This is a genomic window from Nocardioides endophyticus (assembly GCF_039543845.1).
Taxonomy (GTDB): domain Bacteria; phylum Actinomycetota; class Actinomycetes; order Propionibacteriales; family Nocardioidaceae; genus Nocardioides; species Nocardioides endophyticus.
In genome coordinates this window covers 129,490-150,238 of record NZ_BAABKN010000023.1, presented here as the reverse complement: position 1 = coordinate 150,238, position 20,749 = coordinate 129,490, and the positions used below count along the sequence as shown (strand labels likewise).

The following is a 20,749-nucleotide window of genomic DNA, read 5'->3' as shown; positions in this document are numbered from 1 at the left end:
GGCTACTTCCTGAGCTCGAGGATCGTCTTGCCGACCCGGACTTGGGTGCCCATGGTGATCGTGGTCGGCTGGGTGATCCGGACCGTGCCGACGAAGGTGCCGTTGGTGGAGCCGAGGTCCTCGACGAACCACTGGTCCCCGGATGCCGCGATCCGGGCGTGGCGGGTGGAGACGTAGTCGTCGTCGAGGCGGATCGCCGCATCGCTGCCGCGGCCGATCAGGACCGGTCCGGCGGCCAGCTCGGCGCGCTCGCCGACGTTGGAGCCCTCGGTGACCAGTACGTGCGTCGGGACGGTACGCCGCTTGCCGGGCTTCGGCTGCTTGGGCGGCTTCGGGGCCTTGCCACCACCTCCGCCGCGTGCGGCCTCCGGGACCCGGGCGCCGAACATGTCGGAGCGGATCACCGAGATCGCCGACAGCACGAAGATCCAGAGGATCGCGAGGTAGGCGACCCGGATCAGGAACAGGGTCAGCTCAGACATGCGCGACCATCCTCATCGTTCCTCGAGGACACGGACGGTGAGCGTGGTGCTGCCGATCCGCACCTCGGAGCCGTCGCGCAGGCCGGTGTGCGTGATCCGGTGGCCGTCGACGAGCATCCCGTTGGTCGAGCCGAGGTCGTGGACCTCGAGAGCGATGCCGCGCTCGCCGCCGCCGGTCACGGTGAACTCGATGTGGCGCCGGCTCACGCCCGGGTCGTTGATGCGCAGGTCCGCCTCCGTGCCGCGGCCGACGACGAGGCCGGGTGCCTGCAGCGGGTGCCGGGTCCCGTTGACCTCGAGGTAGGCCCGAGCGCGGCCGACCTGGGTCGCCGTCGCGTCGCTGGTCACCTTCGCCTGGGCCCGGCTGCGGATCCGGAACCGTCCGGTGGTCAGGTCCTCGGCCGGATCGAAGGCGATGCTCACCGGCCCCGGGAAGAAGTAGCTCTGCTCGTCGGCGTGGTCGCGCAGCTGGCGCATCAGGTCGTCGGCCAGCGCGCTGTCGTACGGCGCCAGCCGCTCCAGGTCGGTGCCGGAGAGCTCCACGTGGAAGTCGTTGGGGACCAGCCGCCGGTCGCGGGAGAGGATCTGCGCGTTGTTGTCGCACTCGCGCTGCAGCGCTGCCGCGATCTCCACGGGCTGCACCGCCGAGCGGAAGGCTCGTGCGAACGCGCCCGAGATCATCTGCTCGAGCCTGTTCTCCAGTCGCTGGAGTCCACCCACGTCGCCCCCCTTCCATCGGTGTCACTCATCGGGTCACCATTCGGCCCGGCCGGGCTGCGACCGATCGTATCGGGGTCAACGACCCCGACGGGGTATGCCCTCGGCCCGGTTTGGGGCAAACCCAGACGCTGGGATAACCTTGGCCCGCTTCACGCGCGAGTGGCGGAACGGCAGACGCGCTGGCTTCAGGTGCCAGTGTCCGAAAGGGCGTGGGGGTTCAAATCCCCCCTCGCGCACGTGTGGATGGATCTATCGCCACCAGGTAGATCAGCGAAGCAAGAGGGGTCCGAGTCGAACGACTCGGACCCCTCTTGCGCTGCGTGGCGACGTCGGGGTCGGCTGCTCTCCGACTCGAGGCGGAGCGAGAGTTCAGTCCTGTGGGCGATGTAGCAGCCCAGTCGGTCGGCGACGGTGGTCCCATGACATCTCAGGACTTCCAGTCTCCCGTGGTGGTCGCGGCGGGACTCAGCAAGCACTACCGGCGCGTTCGGGCCGTCGACGACCTCTCGTTCACCGTCCGGCGCGGCGCGGTCACCGGGTTCTTCGGACCCAACGGCGCCGGCAAGACCACCGCGCTCAAGCTCCTCGTGGGCCTGGCCCGACCTTCGGGAGGCAGCGTGCTCCTCGATGGGGCCCCGCTCCGCGCCACCATCAGCGACCCGAGCCGGGTCGGGGTGGCCATCGAGCCGTGCGGCGCCCATCCCGGACGGACCGCCCGCGCCCACCTGCGCGCCCTTGCCGTGATGGGCGGGCTGCCGAGCAGCCGGGTGGAGGAGGTGCTCGAGCTGGTCGGTCTGGAAGAGGCGGCGGGACGTCGGGTCGGCGGATACTCCATGGGCATGCGCCAGCGACTGGGTCTGGCGACGGCCCTGCTCGGCGACCCCGACCTGCTGGTCCTGGACGAGCCCACGAACGGACTCGACCCGCGCGGCATCAGGTGGTTGCGCACCCTGATCAGGTCGCGGGCCGCGGCCGGTCGGACGGTGCTGCTCTCCAGCCACGTGCTCAGCGAGGCCGCCCTGACCGTCGACGACGTCGTCGTGATCGACCACGGTCGGGTGCTGCACCAGGGCTCGATGACTGCGTTGACCGACCGGGGCCGAACCCTCGAAGAGCTCTTCTTCGACCTCACCGACGGAGCTGCCGCATGATCGCCCTGCTGCGGGGCGAGCTCGCCAAGGCGGTCACGACCCGGACGTTCTGGGCCTTCCTGCTGGGGAACGCCGCCTTCGCGGCGCTGAACGCCGTACTGGTCGGCGCCGCGTCTGGCACGCTGGACAGCGTGCCCGAGAAGCAAGAGGCCATCTCGAGCCTGCCGCTCCTGGTCCTGGTGTGGGGGCTGGTCGGCGTCGCCGGCGAACACCGGCACCGCACCGCGGCGCCGTCCGCCCTGGTCGCGCGCCACGGGCGCGGCACCCTCCTGGCGATGCGGATCGGGGCTTACGGCCTCACCGGGGTCGCGCTGGGTGTCGTGGTCTCGGTGGTCGGCGTCGCCGTCGCGCTCCCGCTCCTGGCCGCCCAGCCCGGACCGGATCTGTCCGCCGCACAGGTGAGCGACGTCGTCGCGGGCAACCTGGTCGCCGCTGCCCTCTCGGTGACATTGGGAGCGGCGATCGGAGCCCTGCTGCGCTCCCAGGTCCTCGGCGTGGTCGCCGTCCTGGTCGTGGGGTTCGCGGTCGTCCCGCTGATCTCCTCGGTCAACGAGGGCGCCGCGAACCTGACCCCGTTCGGCGCGTCGGCAGTGCTGACCGGCGCCACCCACGACACCACGATCACGGCGTACGCCGCCGCGTGGATCCTGGTGGGTTGGACCGTCGCACTGACCACGGCCACGGTCCTGGTCGAGCGGGCGCGCGACCTGGCGTGAGCACCTCATCAGTGGCCGGTCGGATCCGGCAGGGGCTCACCGAGCCGGATCGGCGCGCGCGGGTGCTCGACGTGCTGATCGCCGCGTGCACGACCGGCATCGAGATCGGGGTGATGATCGACCGTTGGCCAGACTGGACGTGGACCGCGATCGCCCTGAGCGCATTGGCCGGCGGCGCGCTCGTCTTTCGCCGCCGGGCCCCGGTCGTCGTGCTGGTCCTCACCACCGCCCTGGCCGGCCTGGTGGTGCTCCTCAGCGGCGCCGGCGGCGTCGCCCGTGGCGCACCGCCCGTCGTGGCCCTGTTCACCCTCGGCGAAAGGAAGACCTGGCGAGTCGCCCTGCTCGGGCTCGTGCCCGCCGCGGTGCTGCTCTTCGCATGGTCGATCACCTCGCCCGTGGTGTGCGTCATGGCCGTGCTGACCGGCAGGTACCTGCAGATGCGTCGCCGCTACGTCTCCACGCTGGAGGAGCGGACGGCGTACCTCGAACGCGAGCGCGCCCAGCTCGACCAGATCGCGATGCAGCGCGAGCGGGCCGCGGTCGCGCGCGAGCTGCACGACCTCGTGGGCCACACCGTCACCGTGATGCTCCTCGGCGTCCGCGGTGCCCGTGACGTGCTGCGCACCGCTCCCGATGAGGCCGACGACACCCTGCGGCGGGTCGAGGAGAGCGGCGAGCAGAGCCTGGCCGAGCTGCGCCGGATCGTGACGGTCCTGCGCGACGTGGACACCCCCACGGCCTCTGCTCCCCTGCGCCCGGCCCCGTCGCTGAAGCAGGTCGACGAGCTCGTCACGACCTTCCGCGACCTGGGTCTCCCGATCCGGCTCGACATCGACGGCGCTCTCCGTCCGCTGCCCGACGGCGTCGAGCTCGCGGCCTACCGGATCCTCGAAGAGGCTCTCACCAACGTGCTCAAGCACAGCCGGGCGACCGAGGTGCTCGTCCAGCTGCGCTACGGCCCCGAGGAGCTGGAGGTGCGCGTGGACAACGACGGCCAGCCGCGCCTCGCGCCGGAGACGGTGCCCGCTCGAGGCCACGGCATCATCGGCATGCAGGAGCGTGCCGCCGCCCACGACGGGCAGGTCACCGCGGACGTCCGGCCAGGCGGTGGGTTCCGGGTGCGTGCGCGGTTGCCGATCGGTGCCACCGTATGACCGCCGACAGCGACGTGCGAGTCCTCGTCGCCGACGACCAGGAGCTGGTCCGCATCGGCCTGCGGCTCGTCCTCCAAGCCCGCGTCGGCATCGACGTGGTCGGGGAGGCGCGCGACGGGCTCGAAGCCGTCCGGCTGGTCGAGGAGCTGCGCCCCGACGTCGTGCTGATGGACGTCCGAATGCCTCACCTCGACGGCATCGCCGCCCTCTCCCGGATCCGCCAACGCGACCTCGCCCCGAAGGTGATCATGCTGACCACCTTCGACCTCGACGACTACGTCTTCCGTGCGCTGCGGGCGGGCGCCGCGGGGTTCCTGCTCAAGGACGCCTCGCGGGAGCAGCTGGTCGAGGCGATCGAGGTGGTGCAGCGCGGCGACGCGCTCCTCGCGCCCTCCGTGACCCGTCGCCTCATCCAGGAGTACGCCGCCTCCGGCAGCGCCGTACAGCGTGACGAGGCGGCCGTCGCAGCGCTCACCCGACGCGAGCGGGACACCCTGGCCTTGGTGGCCCGCGGCCTGTCCAACGCAGAGATCGCCCAGCGGCTGGTGGTCACGGAGGCGACGGTGAAGTCGCACATGAGCGCAGTGTTGACGAAGCTCGGCCTGCGCGACCGGGTGCAGGCCGTCGTCTTCGCCTACGAGCACGGCCTGGTCGTCGCCGGCGAGCCCGAGGACTGAGACCCGGGCCGACCTGACCCCGGGCTCTCGGGCATCCGGCGAAAAAAGTTCAGGGACGCATGTCGAGAACGTCGTGACGGCTCCGTCCTGGGTACGAAGGCGGCCAGAATGGGTCGCCTCGGACACCGAAGGAGCATCTCCACCATGGCGAAGTACCTGTTGCTGAAGCACTACCGCGGCGGACCCGAGCGGACCGACTACGGCACGATCCCAATGAGCGACTGGACGCCCGAGGAGGTGTCGGACCACATCGCGTTCATGAACCACGTGGCCGACGACCTCCGGGAGCGGGGCGAGTACGTCGACGGGCAGGCGCTGTCCCCGGACGGCACCTTCGTGCGGTACGACGGGCCGGGCAGGCCGCCGGTCACCGACGGGCCGTTCGCGGAGACCAAGGACCTGATCGCCGGCTGGATGGTGATCGATGTGGACTCCGTCGAGCGCGCCCACGAGGCCGCGGCGTACCTCTCCTCCGCCCCGGGCAAGGGTGGGGAGCCGATCCAGGAGTGGATCGAGGTCCGTCCGTTCCTCGAGGAGCCGAAGAGCGTCTCGGACTGAGGACCTGATGGACCCAGGACCGATCGACGGAGCGCTCCGGGACCTGAGCCCGCAGGTCCTCGGCATCCTCGTCCGCCGCGGAGCGGACTTCGCGGCGGCCGAGGATGCCGTCCAGGAGGCGCTGGTCGAGGCGGTACGACGCTGGCCCGCCGAGCTGCCGACCGAGCCGAAGGGTTGGCTGGTCACCGTCGCCTGGCGGCGCTTCCTCGACGCACGGCGCTCGGACGTGGCGCGGCAGCGTCGCGAGCTCGCCCAGGTGGACGAGCCACCGCCGGGGCCGACGGAGGACCGCGACGACACCCTCCTGCTGCTCTTCATGTGCTGCCACCCGACGCTGACCCCGGCGTCGGCGGTGGCGCTCACGCTGCGTGCTGTGGGCGGTCTGACCACCCGGCAGATCGCCGAGGCCTACCTGGTGCCGGAGGCGACGATGGCCCAGCGGATCAGCCGGGCCAAGCGGAGCATCAGCGGCGTCGAGGTCGGCACGCCCGGAGACCTGAGCACGGTGCTCAAGGTGCTCTACCTGATCTTCAACGAGGGCTACACCGGCGAGGTCGACCTCGCCGCGGAGGCGATCCGCCTGACCCGGCAGCTCGCCGGGTCGAGCGAGGAGCCCGAGGTCGCCGGCCTGCTGGCGCTGATGCTGCTGCACCACGCCAGGCGGGCGGCCAGGTTCGCCGCCGACGGCACCCTGGTGCCGCTCGCCGAGCAGGACCGGAGCCGGTGGGACGAGCACGCGATCGCCGAGGGCGTCGTCGTGCTGCAGGCGGCGCTCGCGCGCGACCGGCTCGGCGAGTACCAGGCCCAAGCGGCGATCGCTGCCCTGCACGCCGACGCCCGCTCGACGGCGGAGACCGACTGGCCGCAGGTGCTGGAGTGGTACGACGAGCTGGCCCGGCTCACCGACAGCCCGGTGGTCGCCCTCAACCGAGCGGTCGCGGTGGGCGAGGTCGACGGCCCGCTCGCCGGGTTGCGGGCCGTGGAGCAGGTGCCGTCCGACGTACCCCGTCGTACGGCGGTGCGCGCCTACCTCCACGAGCGTGCCGGCGACCGCTCCACCGCCCACGACCTCTACGTCACCGCGGCCGACCAGGCGACCTCGGCCGCCGAGCGGGACCACCTGACCCGGCAGGCGGCGCGACTCCACGACCGACCGTGAGACATCCAAAGACTACTAAGTTAATCAAGTTATGTTTCTCGGGTGAGGACACGACACCGGGCCCGGCTGACCGCCGCCATCACCGCGACCGCAGCACTGGCCGCCCTGGCGTCGGGGAGCGTGAGCGCCCAGCCGTCCCCGCCTCCGGCGGCGGTCGAGCGGCCCAACATCGTGATGATCACCCTCGACGATCTGACCGAGGCCGACCTCGCGGTGATGCCGCGTACCCGCCGGCTGCTCGCGCGGCAGGGCACCACGATGACCCAGGGGTTGGCGCCGACACCGATGTGCGCGCCGGCGCGGGCGTCGCTGCTGACCGGGCAGTATGCCCACCACCACGGCGTCCTGACGGTCGAGGGCCGGGCCGGCGGCTTCGGCGCGTTCGACGACCGGCGCACCCTGCCGACGTGGTTGAAGAAGGCAGGCTACGAGACGATGTTCGCGGGCAAGTACCTCAACGGGTACGGCGTCCGCAACCCGCGCTACATCCCACCGGGCTGGGACCGGTGGCGGGCCAGCGTCGACTTCACGACGTACTCGTTCCTGCGCACGCGCTTCAACGTCGACGGCACCGTGGTCCGGCCATCGGGCTACAGCAGCGACATCCTCGGCCGCTACAGCGAGGAGCTCATCAGGCAGCACGAGCGCGGCCGGCTCCGCGACGACCCGATGTTCTTGTGGGTCAACTACGTCGCGCCGCACCACGGCGGGCCGCGGGAGCCGGACGACCCGGTGCGCACGTCGCCCGACGGGCGCCGGCCGCTCACGACCACGCCGGCGCCACGGCACCGGAACCGCTTCCGCGACGTACCGCTGCCGCACGGACCGGCGATGTGGGAGCGGGACCGGCGCGGCAACCCGCACGCCGGGCCGCGCGCGTCCGCGAGCTATCGCGCTGCCATCCGCGAGGTCCACCAGCAGCGGCTCGAGTCGCTGCTCGCGGTCGACGAGGCGGTGGGGCGGACCATCCGGGCGCTGCGTCGCGCCGGCGAGCTGCAGCGCACCGTCATCGCGCTGACCTCCGACAACGGCTACATGATCGGCGAGCACCAGCTGGTGGGGAAGCTCTGGTTCTACGACGACTCACTGCGCATCCCGGTGATCCTGCGCGGCCCCGGCATCCCGAGGGGCAAGCGGGTCGCGACGCCGATCACCAACCCCGACCTGGCGGTCACGATCGCGAGCCTCGCCCACGCGCGGGCGACCCGGAAGGTCGACGGCGTCGACCTGCTGCCCTGGCTCGGCCGGCCGACCCAGCGCAGGGTGGTGCCGATCGAGGCCTACCCGGTCAAGGGCGGGCAACGGCGCCTCTACTCCGGGATCCGGTACGGCGACCTCACCTACGTCCGCTCACGCGGTGGGTTCGAGGAGCTCTACGACCGCGCGCGGGACCCCGGTGAGCTGGTCAACGTCGCGCGGCGGCCGGCGTACGCCAAGACCCTGAAGCGGATGCGGACGTGGGACAGGCGATACCGGAACTGCTCCGGCACCGCCTGCCCGCAGTGGTTCGAGGCCGAGACCTGACTCAGTGCCGCCGGCTGCCGAGCATCGTGCTGAGCGCCCAGATCACGGCGACGTCGAAGGCGATGATCAGGATCGCCCACGCCGGGTAGTAGGGCAGCCACACGAAGTTCATCAGGGCCGAGACCACCGCGACCACGATGCCGGCGACCAGTGCCCACTTCTGCCCGGCCAGGATCGCGCCACCGATGATCGCGACCACGATGCCGAAGACGAGGTGGATCCAGCCCCAGGTCGTGAGGTCGAACTCGAAGACGTAATTGCGGGTGGTGACGAAGACGTCGTCCTTCGCAGCGGCCGCGACACCTTCGAGGAACTGGAAGATCCCGACGACCAGCAGGGCCGCACCGGCGAAGATGCCGATGCCCTCGGCCCACGCGTTTTCAGTGTTTGACGGAGACATGGCACGAGTGTGGCGTGATCCGTGGCCTCGTTGAATCACCCACAGCGGGTGAGTGAGCGAGGATGAGGCGTGCTGCAGAACTGGGCGGGCAACCACACCTACGTCGCGGAGCGGGTCCACGCTCCGGCGAGCGTCGACGAGTTGCGCGCGCTGGTCGCGCGCCTGGACCGGGTCCGGCCCCTTGGCACCCGCCATGCCTTCACCGACCTGGCCGACACGATCGGTGACCTGGTCTCGACCCAGGATCTGCCCCGCACCATCGAGATCGACGCCGACCGGCGACTGGTGCGGGTCGCGGGCGGGGTCAGCTACGGCGTGCTGGCCGAGCAGCTCGCCACCAGCGGGTGGGCGCTCGCCACGATGGCCTCGCTCCCGCACATCTCGGTCGCGGGCGCGATCGCGACGGGTACGCACGGCTCCGGCGACGGCACGGGCTCGCTCGCCGCCGCGGTCGCGGGCCTCGAGGTCGTCGGCGCCGACGGTGAGGTGCACAGCATCGTCCGCGGCGACGCCGACTTCGACGCGTACGTCGTCTCGCTCGGCGCACTCGGCGTCACCACCCACGTGACGCTGGACATCGAGCCGACGTACGACGTGCGCCAGGACCTGTACACGGACCTCTCCTGGGACGTGGCGGCCGAGCGCCTCGACGAGCTCACCGCGAGCGCCTACAGCGTCAGCCTGTTCACCGACTGGCTCAGCGGCACCATCCAGCAGGTCTGGCTGAAGAGCCGCGGCACCGTCCCGCCCGCCGACGTTCTCGGCGCCGGCCCGGTCGTCGGGGCGCTGCACATGCTGGCCGGCGCCGACGTCGAGGCGGTCACCCGGCAGGGCGGGGTGTTGGGATCGTGGCACCGCCGTCTCCCGCACTTCCGCCTGGAGTTCACGCCCAGCCGCGGCGAGGAGCTGCAGAGCGAGTACCTCGTCCCGCGCACCGAGGCGATCGTGGCCATCGAGCGGCTGCGCGCGCTGGCGCCGTCGTACGCCGCGCTGCTGCAGGTGTCCGAGGTCCGCACGGTCGCGGCCGACCGGCTGTGGCTGAGCGGTGCCTACGAGCGCGACGTCGTGGGCTTCCACTTCACCTGGCTGCGCGACGTCTCCGGCGTGTACGCCGTGCTGCCCGCGATCGAGGAGGCGCTGCTCCCGCTGGGCGGCCGGCCGCACTGGGGCAAGTGCTTCGCCGCGGGATCGGACGCCCTCCGGCCGCTGTATCCGCGCTTCGACGACTTCCGTGAGCTCGCGAGCCGGGTCGACCCGTCCGGCAAGTTCCGCAACGCCTTCCTGGCGCGGTGTCTGGAGCTTGCATGAACCCGACGTCCTCACACACGCCGGCGTACGGCGAGGTCGACCTGACGACCTGTGACCGCGAGCCCATCCACATCCCGGGCGCGATCCAGCCGCACGGCGTACTGCTGGCGCTCGACGAGCACTCGCAGGCGGTGATGGTCTCCGCCAACGTCGACGGCATGCTCGGCGTCGCGGCAGAGGACGCCATCGGCCGGACGCTCGGCGAGCTGGTGGGGCCGGACCTGGCGACGGCGGTGGCCGGCGGCGCCGAGACCGCGGTGCTGGGCAAGGTCGAGGTGGAGATCCGTCAGCATCGCTCCGGCGACCGCCTGATCGTGGAGATCGAGCCGGTCAGCACGACCGGGCAGACGCGGTTGACCTACCGGTCCACCCGGGGAGCGATGGCGCGGCTGGCGCAGGCGCCCTCGGTGGGGGACCTGGCGGCGCAGCTTGCCGCCGAGGTCCGGGCGCTGCTCGGCTTCGACCGGGTGATGGTCTACCGCTTCGACGAGGAGTGGAACGGCGAGGTGATCGCCGAGGAGCGGCGCGAGGATCTCAACTCCTTCCTGGGCCTGCACTACCCGGCGACGGACATCCCGGCCCAGGCGCGACGCCTGTACACGGTCAACTGGACCCGCCTGATCGCCGACATCGAGTACGTCCCCGTGCCGCTCCATCCGGTGCTCGATCCCGGGACGGCCGCTCCCCTGGACCTCTCGCACGCGACCCTGCGCAGCGTCTCGCCGATCCACATCGAGTACCTCTCCCACATGGGGGTCACGGCCTCGATGTCGATCTCGCTCGTCGTCGACGGACAGCTCTGGGGCCTGGTCGCCTGCCACCACTACTCCGGCCCGCACCGGCCCAGCCACGATGCTCGCTCGGCCGCCGAGTTCCTCGGCCAGGTCGCCTCCCAGCTCGCCGGCGACCGGGAGCGTGCCGACAGCCGGGAGCGCACCCTCGCCGCGCAGACCGTGCTCGGCCGGATGGTCGCGCGCACCTCGTCCCGTCCCGAGTCGCCCCTGGTCACCGTGATGGACGATCCCGAGCTGCTGTCGCTCGTGCATGCCACCGGCGCAGTGCTGTCGTACAACGGCGAGCTGACCGTGCGCGGCGACGTCGACCTCGACCCCGACCAGCTCCGGGCGATCTCGTCGGCCCTCGAGGACGGCAGCAACTACGCGACGGCGACCGACCGGATCGCGGAGCTGGTGCCCGAGCTCGGCGACGTCTCCAGCATCGCCGGCGTACTGCGTGTCGGCTCGGCGTCGGACCGCTGGCTGCTCTGGTTCCGCCCGGAGCAGGAGCGCGTCGTCGACTGGGGCGGCGACCCGACCAACAAGGAGCTCGCGGCGGCGGAGGGCCCGCACGTCCGGCTGAGCCCGCGGCGGTCCTTCGACAAGTGGCGGCAGGTGGTCCGCGGTCGCAGCACGCCGTGGGCGCCCTGGAAGCTCGAGGTCGCCGACGCCCTCGGCAAGCACCTGATCGGCCTGCTGCTGAGCCGATCCCGCGACCAGATCGCGATGGCCGAGTCCGTGCAGCGCAGCGTGGTCTCCGACCAGCCGCCCCACTTCGACGGCATCGAGCTCGCCGCGCGTTACCAACCCGCGTCGACCTTCCAGCTCGGCGGCGACTGGTGGGACGCCTTCCCGCTCCCCGACGGCCGGATCGTCTTCGTGGTCGGCGATGTGGCCGGGCACGGTGTGTCCGCGGCATCCGCGATGACCCAGGTGCGGACTGCGCTTCGCGCGTACCTCTTCGAAGGTCACAGCGCGGCGACCTGCCTGGACCTGCTGGACCAGTTGATGGCCGGGCTGCTGGACCAGCGGGTCGCGACCGCCGTGCTCGCCGTGCTCGACCCGCACAGCGGCCGCGTCGAGCTCACCAGCGCCGGCCACCCACCCCCGATGCTGATCACCCGTGGCTCCGCAGAGGACGTCGATCTCCCGATCCGCCCGCTGCTCGGCGTCGGCACCGGCTCGGCCGAGACGCTCGCGCTCGACCTGCCACCCGGCGCCGCGCTCCTGCTCTACACCGACGGGCTGGTCGAGCGACGGGGCACTGACATGAACGAGCGCACCGAGCGGCTCCGCTCCCTCGCGGCCGACACCTACGCCGACTCCGACCTGCAGGCCTGGGTCGACCGGCTGATCGACTTCCACGACGACGGTGGCGGCGACGACACGACGGTGCTTGCGCTCAGGATGGCCTAGCGCAGCGAGGCGACGAGCGACCGGTAGGTCTCGTCCACCGCGCCGTCGACGCCCACGATGACGACGGCGTCCGGGCGCTCCGCCAGTAGGCGCTCGAGCGCCGCGTGGCATCGCGCGAGCTCGGCGTCACCGCCGTTCGCCGCGACGATGGATCGGACCTGGTTGTGCCACGGGTCATGCCACGGGTGGTCCTCGGATGCTCCACGGCGGTGGAACCGTGCGGCCGCCGCCGCGGCCGTGTCCATGAGGAAGCGCTCGACGAAGTCGGCCCCCACGCCCGTCGCGGCCGACTCGAACCGGGCAAGCTCGCGCGGGTTGACCAACATCTGTGGCAGTACTACGTCGTGGCCGTTCGCGAGGTAGGCCTCGATCATCGCCAGCGACGACCCAGAACTGAACCGAGTCCTTTCGACCGAATGGACCCACGAGCTCGTCCTGAGCACGCTGCCGGCGTAGATCCGCGTCTTGTACGAACGTTCGTACAACCGAGAACCAGCAACCCTGTGGTGAGGCCGCCAGCGGCGACTTCAGCGGACCCGCAGGTCGCACTCATCGTCGTACCTCGGCTTTCCGGGGTTTCGAGACAGGAGCGAGCGCGCCTCCCTCAACCACCGACCTCAACCACCGACCTCAACCACCGACCTCAACCGCCGGGGAGCAGGAACCTCACCCGTCGTGGGGGAGGTCGCGGGGTGGGGGTCGTTGCACGATGCAAGGACGGTTCGGGACGACGCTGCAGGAGGACACGTGAACGAGGACTTCAACGGTGAGATCGAGCTCGACGTGCGGGACTCGACTCCGGACTGGGCGCCGTACGCGCTGAAGACCGCGCGGGAGGGCGCTCCGAACGTCCTCGTCGTGCTGTACGACGACACCGGGCTGGCGGCGTGGTCGCCGTACGGCGGGCGGATCAGCATGCCGACGATGGACCGGCTCGCCCAGGGTGGACTGACCTACACCCAGTGGCACACGACGGCCCTGTGCTCGCCCACGCGCTCGACGTTCCTCACCGGTCGCAACCACCACGTCAACCGGTGCGCCACGATCATGGAGGCGACGGACGGCTTCCCGGGCGCCGCCGGCCGGATCCCCGACGAGTGCGCGACGATCAGCCACCTGCTGCAGGACAACGGCTACAGCACCTTCTGGGTCGGCAAGGATCACAACGTCCCGGAGGAGGACAACGCCCCGGGCGGCAACCGCTCGATGTGGCCGCTCCAGCTCGGCTTCGACCGCTTCTACGGCTTCCTCGGCGGCGAGACCAACAACTGGTATCCCGATCTGGTCGAGGACAACCGCTTCATCGAGCAGCCCTACTCCCCGGAGGAGGGCTACCACCTCTCCAAGGACCTGGCCGACCAGGCGCTCGGCATGCTGCGCAACCAGCAGGCGTCCAACCCGTCGAAGCCCTGGTACCTCTGGTTCTGCCCGGGTGCCAACCACGCCCCGCATCACGCGCCGGAGGAGTACATCGCGAAGTATGCCGGAGCGTTCGACGACGGCTACGAGGCCTACCGCGAGTGGGTCCTGGCCCGGATGATCGAGCGGGGCATCATGCCCGAGGGCACCGAGCTCACCCCGCTCAACCCGCTGCCGGAGGACGTCGCCAACGAGGCCGACTTCGTGCGCCCGTGGGACGAGCTGAACGACGACGAGAAGCGACTCTTCGCCCGCTTCGCCGAGGTGTACGCCGGCTTCAGTGAATACACGGACGCCCAGGTCGGCCGGATCGTCGACTACCTCGAGGAGACCGGACAGCTCGACAACACGCTGATCTTCTACTGCGCCGACAACGGCGCGTCCGGAGAGGGCAGCCCCAACGGCTCGGTCAACGAGAACAAGTTCTTCAACGGCTACCCCGACGACCTCGCCGAGAACCTCGCCATGCTCGACGAGCTGGGCAGCCCGGACACCTACAACCACTACCCGACCGGGTGGGCGGCGGCGTTCTCCGCGCCGTTCCAGATGTTCAAGCGCTACTCGCAGTTCGCCGGCGGCACCAGCGACCCGATGGTCATCCATTGGCCGAGGGGATTCGAGGCGAAGGGCGAGATCCGGCACCAGTACCACCACTCGACCGACATCGTCGCGACCATGCTCGACGTGATCGGCCTCGAGATGCCGGAGACCTACCGCGGGGTGCAGCAGCACCCGCTCAACGGCGTCTCGATGCGCTACTCCTTCGACGCCGCGCCCGACGGCCCGACCGAGAAGACTGTGCAGTACTACGCGATGCTCGGCACCCGGGGGATCTGGAAGGACGGCTGGAAGGCCTCCGCCATCCACGCTCCGATCAGCGGCAAGGGCAACTTCGAGCAGGATGCGTGGGAGCTCTACCACGTGGCCGAGGACCGCTCGGAGTCCAAGGACCTGGCCGCCGAGATGCCGGAGAAGCTGCAGGAGCTGATCGACGCCTGGTTCGCGGAGGCGGAGGCCAACTTCGTGCTGCCGCTGGACGACCGCACGCCCGTGGAGCTGGTCAACATCCAGCGTCCGCAGGTCGAGCCGGTGCGTGACCGCTACGTCTACTACCCGGGCGCCGTCGCGGTGCCGGAGAGCGTCGCGGTGAACGTGCGGAGCCGCTCGTACAAGATCATCGCCGACGTCATCCTCGACGAGGACGCCCAGGGCGTGATGTTCGCGCACGGGTCCCGCTTCGGCGGCCACGCGCTCTTCGTCAAGGAGGGTCGGCTCAACTACGTCTACAACTTCCTCGGCATCCCGCCTGAGCAGACCTTCACCTCGGAGCCCCTCACGCCCGGGCCACACGCTCTCGGTGTCGAGTTCGTGCGCGAGGGCGCCGGGCAGTACGGCGAGTCGATGGGCACCGCCAAGCTGTACGTCGATGACCAAGTCGTGGTCGAGGGCCCGATGAAGGCGCAGATCGGCAAGTTCACGCTCTGCGGCGACGGCCTCTGCGTGGGCTTCGACAGCGCCGACACGGTCAGCCGGCAGTACACCAACCCGTTCCCCTTCACCGGAGGCAAGATCCTGGCGGTGACCGTCGACGTCAGCGGGGAGTCCTACCTCGATCTCGAGCTCGAGGCCGCCGCGATGCTCTCGCGGGAGTAGCCCTCAACCACCGGGGCGGCGGCCGCGCTCGATGGCCGCGTCGACCGTCGGCTGCACGCACCCGGCGGCGTCGAGCCCGGCGAAGCCGGCCGAGCGCCCCGCCGCCTCACGCGCGCTCTCCTGCAGTCCGGCGACGACCAGGACGATGCCGTCCTCGGCGAGGTCGGTGTGCAGCGCCTCGAGCACGTCGAGGAACGGCACGGTGAGCTGGTCGACCGCGGCCACCGCGAGGACCACGGCCACCGGCCGAGGCTCTCGGGCGAGGGCGGTCTCGAGGACGGCGTCCTGGGTGGGCCGGGCGTTGCCGGTGTAGAGCGCGCCGGCGAGGTGGAGCAGCACCAGGTCGTCGTACGTCGTGGCGGCCTCCGCGTCGGCGCCGTCCGGGTTGATCGTCCAGCCGCCGCCCGCGCGGGGGAGCAGCGGCCTGACCCGACTCCGGCTGACCGCGCGCAGCACCAGGACCAGGGTGAGGAAGACGCCGACGAAGACGGCGAGCAGGAGGCCGGCGGTCAGGCCGATGACGGCCGTCGCGGCGGCGACGCGGAACTCCGTCCGGTCGATGCGCCGCAACCGGGCGAAGTCGCCCGGCGAGACGAGCCCCAACACCGCCACCATCACCATCGACGCCAGGATCGCTTCGGGGAGGTCGTCGAGGACCGGGCCGAGGAAGAGCGCGACGAGCACCGCGAGCACGGCCGTCACGATCCCGGCGAGCTGGGACCGCGCTCCCGCTCGCAGGTTGACCGCACTCTGCGAGAAGCCGCCGGCGGGCGGGAGGCACTGGCTGAACCCGCCGACAAGGGCGGCCACGCCGTTGGCGAGCAGCTCCTGGTCGCTGCTGATCGGCGGCTCGGACCGCTGGCGCTGGGCGCGAGCGACCAGCACGGTCTCCATGAACGCCATGATCGCGATCGCCACGGCACCGGGCATCAGCGCGCCGACCTCGCCCCAGAGCGGCATGGTCGGCGTCGGCAGCCCGGACGGCACCTCGGGGATCAACGCGAGACCGTGCTGCTCGATGTCGGTGAGGGCGACCAGCAGGATGCCGCCGGCGGCCACCACGAGCGGTCCCGGCAACTGCGGTGCGAACCGGCGCAGCCCGTAGAGGACGGCGATCGCGGCGGCCGACACGACGACGGTCGCCGTACTGAGGTCGCCGAGCTTGGAGACGGTGTCGGCCAGCTTGCCGAAGAACCCCTCGTCCTCGGCGTCGCCGGTGACACCGAGGAGCGTGGGCAGCTGAGATGCCGCCACGGTCAGGCCGACCCCGGCCTTCACGCCGGTCATCGTCGCGGGGCTGATCTGCTCGACCAGCGACCCCAGCCGGAAGAGTCGCATCAGCAACAGGGCCAAGCCCACCAGGACCGTGAGCGTGAAGGCGGCCCGGAGCAGCTCGTCGCCGGGCCTGTCGTCGGGCAGGGCGGCCAACGTCGAGGCGATCAGGATCGCGATCGTCGAGGTGGTCGAGATGCTCAGCGACCGCGATCCGCCCAGCAGCGCGTAGGCGATCATCGGCAGCATGCAGGTGTAGAGGCCGACCTCGACGGGGAGCCCGGCGATGGTCGCGTACGCCATCGCCTGGGGAATGACCACCGTCCCAGCGGCGAGACCGGCGACCACGTCGTACCGGATCCAGCTTCGCTGGTAGCCGGACAGGGTGGGCAGAAGTCCGGTGGGCACGCCTCACCCAATCGTGTCGGACCCCCACCAACCTCACCCGTTGAGGGTGATCCGGCGGATGCCCGGCAGCGGGAGCGTGGAGGTCCAGCCATCTATCCGGGAGGGTCTCCGTGGCCAAGAAGTTCAAGGGTGTCGTCAACCTCGATGTGCGGGACTCGGTGGCCGATTGGACGCCGTTCCGGGAGCCCCCGGCTCCGGAAGGTGCGCCCAACGTGCTGCTGGTGCTGTACGACGACACCGGCCTCGCCGCCTGGTCGCCGTACGGCGGGCGGATCAACATGCCGACGATGCAGCGGCTCGCCGACAACGGCCTCACCTACACCCAGTGGCACACGACCGCACTGTGCTCACCGACGCGGTCCTGCCTGCTCACTGGCCGCAACCACCACCAGAACGGCTTCGCCCAGATCGCCGAGGGAGCCCAGGGCTTCCCGGGCCACACCGGCCACATCCCGATGGAGAACGCCACCATCGGCGAGGTGCTCCGCGAGAACGGCTACAACACCTACTGGGTCGGCAAGAACCACAACGTCCCGCTGGACGAGTGGGCCGTCGGCGCCACCCGACGCAACTGGCCGCTGGCCCGCGGCTTCGACCGCTACTACGGCTTCATCGGCGGCGAGACCAACAACTGGTACCCGACCCTGGCGGAGGACAACCACTACGTCGACCAGCCCTACCTCCCGGAGGAGGGCTACCACCTCTCGAAGGACCTGGCCGACAAGGCGATCTCCTACATCGCGGACAGCAAGACGTCCGCACCGAAGAAGCCGTGGTACCTGTGGTTCTGCCCCGGCGCCAACCACGCCCCGCACCACGCGCCCGAGGAGTACATCGCCAGGTACGCCGGGCAGTTCGACGACGGCTACGAGGCCTATCGCGAGTGGGTGCTGCCGCGGATGATCGAGCGCGGCATCCTCCCGGAGGGCACCGGCCTGACCGACATCAACCCGCTACCGGGTGAGGCGGCGCAGCCGATGGACCACGTCCGCCCGTGGGAGACCCTCTCCGACGAGGAGAGGAAGCTCTTCGCCCGGTTCGCCGAGGTGTACGCCGGGTTCTCGGAGTACACCGACGCCCAGGTCGGTCGGATCATCGACTACCTGGAGGAGACCGGCCAGCTCGAGAACACGATCGTCATGTACGCCGCCGACAACGGTGCGTCGGGCGAGGGCAGCCCGGACGGCACGGTGAACGAGAACAAGTTCTTCAACGCCTACCCCGAGGACCTCGAGCAGAACATGTCGATGCTCGACCAGCTCGGGTCGCCGGCGACGTACAACCACTACCCGACCGGGTGGGCAACGGCGTTCTCGACGCCGTTCAAGATGTTCAAGCGCTACACCTACCAGGGCGGCGTCGCCGACCCGCTGGTGATCTCGTGGCCGAAGGGCATCGCTGCCCGCGGCGAGGTGCGCAACCAGTACCACCACGCCGTCGACATCGTCCCGACCATCCTCGAGTGCATCGGGCTGGAGATGCCCGAGCAGGTGCTGGGCTACGCGCAGTCCGAGCTCCCCGGGGTGTCCATGAAGTACACCTTCGAGGCGGATGGCCCCACCGAGAAGGTCGTCCAGTACTACGAGATGATGGGCACCCGCGCGCTGTGGAGCCAGGGCTGGCACGTCGTCACGCAGCGGGCGCCCCAGCAGGGCGGCACCGCCGCGGACCTGCTCAACGACACCTGGGAGCTCTACCACTCCGACGAGGACCGCTCCGAGCTGCACGACCTCGCCGATCAGTACCCCGACAAGGTCAAGGAGCTGGTCAACCTCTGGTACGTCGAGGCCGGCAAGTACGACGTGCTGCCGCTCGACAACCGATCGATCGCGGACCTGGTCCGCGACATGCCCGTTGCCGACATTCCGGAGGGCGGGGTCTACCGCTACTACCCGAACACCTCGCCGGTGCCCGAGTTCGCAGCCGCCGAGATCCGGGGGCGGTCGTTCAAGATCCTGGCCCAGGTCGAGATCGAGGACGCCGACGCGCAAGGGGTCCTGATCGCCAACGGCGCTCGGTTCGGCGGCCACACCCTCTTCCTCAAGGACCGCAAGCTCTGGTACGTCAGCAACTTCCTGGGCATCCCGCCCGAGCAGCAGCTGGTGTCGCCGGACGACGTCGGCGTCGGTGCTCACGTGCTCGGGATGGAGTTCGCGAAGGAGAGTCACGGCGAGCACGGTGAGGCCATCGGCACCGCCACGCTCTACGTCGACGACCTGGCCGTCGCGAAGAGCGGTTGGAAGACCCAGCCCGGTCACTTCGCGCTCTGCGGCGAGGGCCTGACCGTCGGCCGCGACAGCTCCGACCCGGTCTCGCAGGAGTACAGCTCGCCGTACGCCTTCACGGGGGGCCGGATCAAGGTCATCGACATCAACATCGGCGACGACCTATACCTGGACCTGGAGCGGGACTTCCACGCGGCGATGTCCCGCGACTGACCAGAGACGGCGAAACCACCACGTCGGCCCCTGTAGAAAGGACGCATGACGGAGGGCATGGTCCTGGTCCCGGGAGGGACCACGACGATCGGCAACGACCACTTCTACCCGGAGGAGCGGCCGCTGCGAGACGTCACCGTGGGCGACGTGTGGTTCGACCCGACGCCGGTGACCAACGCGGAGTTCGCGCGGTTCGTCGAGGAGACCGGTCACGTCACGGTGTCGGAGATCGCGCCCGACCCCGCCGACTTCCCCGGCGCCGACCCGGCGTTGCTGGTGCCTGGCTCGCAGGTCTTCACCCAGACGCCTGGCCCGGTGCACCTCGGCGACTGGACCCAGTGGTGGCGCTGGCAGCCGGGCGCCCAGTGGCGCTCCCCGCAGGGACCGGGCAGCTCCTGGGAGGAGATCCCCGACCACCCCGTCGTGCACGTCGGCTGGGAGGACGCCACGGCGTACGCCCGCTGGGCCGGCAAGGACCTCGCGACCGAGGCCGAGTGGGAGCACGCCGCCCGTGGCGGGCTGAAGGGCCGCGACTACGGCTGGGACGCGGCGTACGCCGACGAGCTGTCGCCTGGAGGCGAGGTGCTCGCCGACACCTGGCAGGGCCCGTTCCCGTGGCGCAGCGAGGACCCGCACGGGCACCACCGCACGGCGCCGGTCGGCAGCTATCCCGCCAACGGCCACGGCCTGCACGACATGATCGGCAATGTGTGGGAGTGGACCGCGAGCCGATGGACCGACTCCCACCACCGCGAGGGCGAGTCTGTGCCGGCCGCAGCCACGGCGAGCCCCTGCTGCGGCGGCAGCGTGCGCCTGGTAGAGACCGACCGGTTCGTCACGAAGGGCGGGTCACACCTGTGCTCGCCGCACTACTGCCAGCGCTACCGCCCCGCCGCCCGGCAGGGCCACGGTGTCAACGACACGACGTCTCACGTCGGGTTCCGGTGCGTACGGCGTCCGTGACGTCGGCGCGGCGGCGGTAGCGACCCGTCGGCCTCGGCGGCTCGGCGCGCCTCGGCCCGCTTCTCCGCCTGGGTCCGAATGCGAGTCGTGATCGTCGAGGCCGCGGTCGCCACGATCACGACGTTGAAGACCATCTGGATCAGCACCAGCGTCCGTGCCGCCTGCCCCGCGGCGTGCACGTCGCCGTACCCGATCGTCAGCAGCGTCGCCATCGTGAAGTAGAGCGCGTCGATCCGGGTGTGCAGGTCGACGATCTGCTCGGGGTTGCGCTGGGCGAGGACGTAGAACCCGAGCGCGAAGCCCAGCACGGCGATCATCAGCGCGATGACCAGACCGTCGATGCGCCGGTCGTCCTCCAGGAGCTGGTGTCGCACCTCCACCAGCACCAGGACGGCAAGCAGGGAGAGCGCCGCCAGGCTCACCACCAGCTGCACAACGTCGCCGGAGCTGACCTCGAAGGACACCGGGACCGTGAAGTAGAGCACCAGCACGAGTGTGAGTACGACGGCCAGCCGGGCCCAGCGCTTCCACCCTGTCACCCGGGCACCTCCGGCT

Annotated in this window: 18 protein-coding genes and 1 tRNA gene; 13 read left to right on the top strand and 6 right to left on the bottom strand. The window is 70.7% G+C overall.

Translation table 11 applies throughout. From position 1 onward, the window contains the following. Positions 1 to 2: 2 nt before the first annotated feature. Both ABEA33_RS17860 and ABEA33_RS17855 read right to left on the bottom strand, forming a co-directional pair. On the bottom strand, positions 3 to 482 hold the full coding sequence (locus ABEA33_RS17860; RefSeq protein WP_345528265.1) for an FHA domain-containing protein FhaB/FipA: 480 nt from the start codon (positions 480 to 482) through the stop codon (positions 3 to 5). Positions 483 to 494: 12 nt separating this feature from the next. Continuing rightward, positions 495 to 1,202, bottom strand: a complete 708-nt coding sequence (locus tag ABEA33_RS17855) for an FHA domain-containing protein (protein ID WP_345528264.1) — start codon at positions 1,200 to 1,202, stop codon at positions 495 to 497. Positions 1,203 to 1,355: 153 nt separating this feature from the next. On the opposite strand from ABEA33_RS17855, the gene ABEA33_RS17850 reads away from it, so the two are divergent. From ABEA33_RS17850 to ABEA33_RS17815, 8 genes are all read left to right on the top strand, one after another. Further along, positions 1,356 to 1,438 (top strand) — tRNA-Leu (locus ABEA33_RS17850). Positions 1,439 to 1,621: 183 nt separating this feature from the next. Then, positions 1,622 to 2,353, top strand: coding sequence for an ABC transporter ATP-binding protein (locus tag ABEA33_RS17845; protein ID WP_345528263.1), 732 nt, complete (start codon positions 1,622 to 1,624; stop codon positions 2,351 to 2,353). Next, the gene (locus tag ABEA33_RS17840) at positions 2,350 to 3,069 is read left to right on the top strand and encodes a hypothetical protein (RefSeq protein WP_345528262.1); all 720 of its coding nucleotides are present in this window, start codon (positions 2,350 to 2,352) and stop codon (positions 3,067 to 3,069) included. Before ABEA33_RS17845 ends, ABEA33_RS17840 begins: the two co-directional genes overlap by 4 nt. Beyond that, positions 3,066 to 4,223, top strand: a complete 1,158-nt coding sequence (locus ABEA33_RS17835) for a sensor histidine kinase (protein WP_345528261.1) — start codon at positions 3,066 to 3,068, stop codon at positions 4,221 to 4,223. Before ABEA33_RS17840 ends, ABEA33_RS17835 begins: the two co-directional genes overlap by 4 nt. Then, the gene (locus ABEA33_RS17830) at positions 4,220 to 4,900 is read left to right on the top strand and encodes a response regulator (RefSeq protein WP_345528260.1); all 681 of its coding nucleotides are present in this window, start codon (positions 4,220 to 4,222) and stop codon (positions 4,898 to 4,900) included. Before ABEA33_RS17835 ends, ABEA33_RS17830 begins: the two co-directional genes overlap by 4 nt. 144 nt (positions 4,901 to 5,044) lie before the next feature. Further along, positions 5,045 to 5,458, top strand: a complete 414-nt coding sequence (locus ABEA33_RS17825; protein ID WP_345528259.1) for a YciI family protein — start codon at positions 5,045 to 5,047, stop codon at positions 5,456 to 5,458. A 7-nt stretch (positions 5,459 to 5,465) separates the two neighbouring features. Next, complete coding sequence (locus tag ABEA33_RS17820; RefSeq protein WP_345528258.1) at positions 5,466 to 6,617, top strand: RNA polymerase sigma factor; 1,152 nt, start codon at positions 5,466 to 5,468, stop codon at positions 6,615 to 6,617. Between the two features lie 42 nt (positions 6,618 to 6,659). Continuing rightward, positions 6,660 to 8,141: a sulfatase family protein gene (locus ABEA33_RS17815; RefSeq protein ID WP_345528257.1), complete on the top strand. Its 1,482-nt coding sequence runs from the start codon at positions 6,660 to 6,662 to the stop codon at positions 8,139 to 8,141. A 1-nt stretch (position 8,142) separates the two neighbouring features. Here ABEA33_RS17815 and ABEA33_RS17810 read toward each other — a convergent pair whose 3' ends face one another. Then, positions 8,143 to 8,541, bottom strand: a complete 399-nt coding sequence (locus ABEA33_RS17810) for a DUF7144 family membrane protein (protein ID WP_345528256.1) — start codon at positions 8,539 to 8,541, stop codon at positions 8,143 to 8,145. Between the two features lie 69 nt (positions 8,542 to 8,610). Between ABEA33_RS17810 and ABEA33_RS17805 the strand changes: the two genes are divergently transcribed. Together ABEA33_RS17805 and ABEA33_RS17800 are read left to right on the top strand one after the other, a co-directional pair. Further along, positions 8,611 to 9,849, top strand: coding sequence for a D-arabinono-1,4-lactone oxidase (locus tag ABEA33_RS17805; protein WP_345528255.1), 1,239 nt, complete (start codon positions 8,611 to 8,613; stop codon positions 9,847 to 9,849). After that, positions 9,846 to 12,041 (top strand): SpoIIE family protein phosphatase, encoded by a 2,196-nt coding sequence (locus ABEA33_RS17800; RefSeq protein ID WP_345528254.1) that lies wholly within the window; start codon positions 9,846 to 9,848, stop codon positions 12,039 to 12,041. The genes ABEA33_RS17805 and ABEA33_RS17800 overlap by 4 nt, the downstream gene beginning before the upstream one ends. On the opposite strand, the gene ABEA33_RS17795 is transcribed toward ABEA33_RS17800, so the two are convergent. Continuing rightward, complete coding sequence (locus tag ABEA33_RS17795) at positions 12,038 to 12,415, bottom strand: hypothetical protein (RefSeq protein WP_345528253.1); 378 nt, start codon at positions 12,413 to 12,415, stop codon at positions 12,038 to 12,040. The genes ABEA33_RS17800 and ABEA33_RS17795 overlap by 4 nt on opposite strands. Before the next feature lie 373 nt (positions 12,416 to 12,788). Here ABEA33_RS17795 and ABEA33_RS17790 point away from each other — a divergent pair, with 373 nt between their 5' ends. Then, positions 12,789 to 15,113: an arylsulfatase gene (locus tag ABEA33_RS17790; protein WP_345528252.1), complete on the top strand. Its 2,325-nt coding sequence runs from the start codon at positions 12,789 to 12,791 to the stop codon at positions 15,111 to 15,113. 3 nt (positions 15,114 to 15,116) lie between these two features. Here the strand turns inward: ABEA33_RS17790 and ABEA33_RS17785 are convergent, their stop codons facing one another. Then, positions 15,117 to 16,793, bottom strand: coding sequence for a SulP family inorganic anion transporter (locus tag ABEA33_RS17785; RefSeq protein ID WP_345528251.1), 1,677 nt, complete (start codon positions 16,791 to 16,793; stop codon positions 15,117 to 15,119). A gap of 110 nt (positions 16,794 to 16,903) precedes the next feature. Between ABEA33_RS17785 and ABEA33_RS17780 the strand changes: the two genes are divergently transcribed. Continuing rightward, entirely contained in the window at positions 16,904 to 19,231 is a 2,328-nt protein-coding gene (locus ABEA33_RS17780) for an arylsulfatase (RefSeq protein ID WP_345528250.1), read from the top strand. Positions 19,232 to 19,276: 45 nt separating this feature from the next. Then, on the top strand, positions 19,277 to 20,194 hold the full coding sequence (locus tag ABEA33_RS17775; RefSeq protein ID WP_345528249.1) for a formylglycine-generating enzyme family protein: 918 nt from the start codon (positions 19,277 to 19,279) through the stop codon (positions 20,192 to 20,194). Here the strand turns inward: ABEA33_RS17775 and ABEA33_RS17770 are convergent. Then, entirely contained in the window at positions 20,161 to 20,733 is a 573-nt protein-coding gene (locus ABEA33_RS17770) for a potassium channel family protein (protein ID WP_345528248.1), read from the bottom strand. The two genes, ABEA33_RS17775 and ABEA33_RS17770, sit on opposite strands and share 34 nt — an antisense overlap. Positions 20,734 to 20,749 lie beyond the last annotated feature (16 nt).

Excerpts from the sequence above, each read along its gene's own strand:
- ABEA33_RS17860 (WP_345528265.1), bottom strand. The coding sequence starts at position 482 with ATGTCTGAGCTGACCCTGTTCCTGATCCGGGTCGCCTACCTCGCGATC.
- ABEA33_RS17845 (WP_345528263.1), top strand. The coding sequence starts at position 1,622 with ATGACATCTCAGGACTTCCAGTCTCCCGTGGTGGTCGCGGCGGGACTC.
- ABEA33_RS17840 (WP_345528262.1), top strand. The coding sequence starts at position 2,350 with ATGATCGCCCTGCTGCGGGGCGAGCTCGCCAAGGCGGTCACGACCCGG.
- ABEA33_RS17830 (WP_345528260.1), top strand. The coding sequence starts at position 4,220 with ATGACCGCCGACAGCGACGTGCGAGTCCTCGTCGCCGACGACCAGGAG.
- ABEA33_RS17825 (WP_345528259.1), top strand. The coding sequence starts at position 5,045 with ATGGCGAAGTACCTGTTGCTGAAGCACTACCGCGGCGGACCCGAGCGG.
- ABEA33_RS17820 (WP_345528258.1), top strand. The coding sequence starts at position 5,466 with ATGGACCCAGGACCGATCGACGGAGCGCTCCGGGACCTGAGCCCGCAG.
- ABEA33_RS17810 (WP_345528256.1), bottom strand. The coding sequence starts at position 8,541 with ATGTCTCCGTCAAACACTGAAAACGCGTGGGCCGAGGGCATCGGCATC.
- ABEA33_RS17800 (WP_345528254.1), top strand. The coding sequence starts at position 9,846 with ATGAACCCGACGTCCTCACACACGCCGGCGTACGGCGAGGTCGACCTG.
- ABEA33_RS17795 (WP_345528253.1), bottom strand. The coding sequence starts at position 12,415 with ATGATCGAGGCCTACCTCGCGAACGGCCACGACGTAGTACTGCCACAG.
- ABEA33_RS17775 (WP_345528249.1), top strand. The coding sequence starts at position 19,277 with ATGACGGAGGGCATGGTCCTGGTCCCGGGAGGGACCACGACGATCGGC.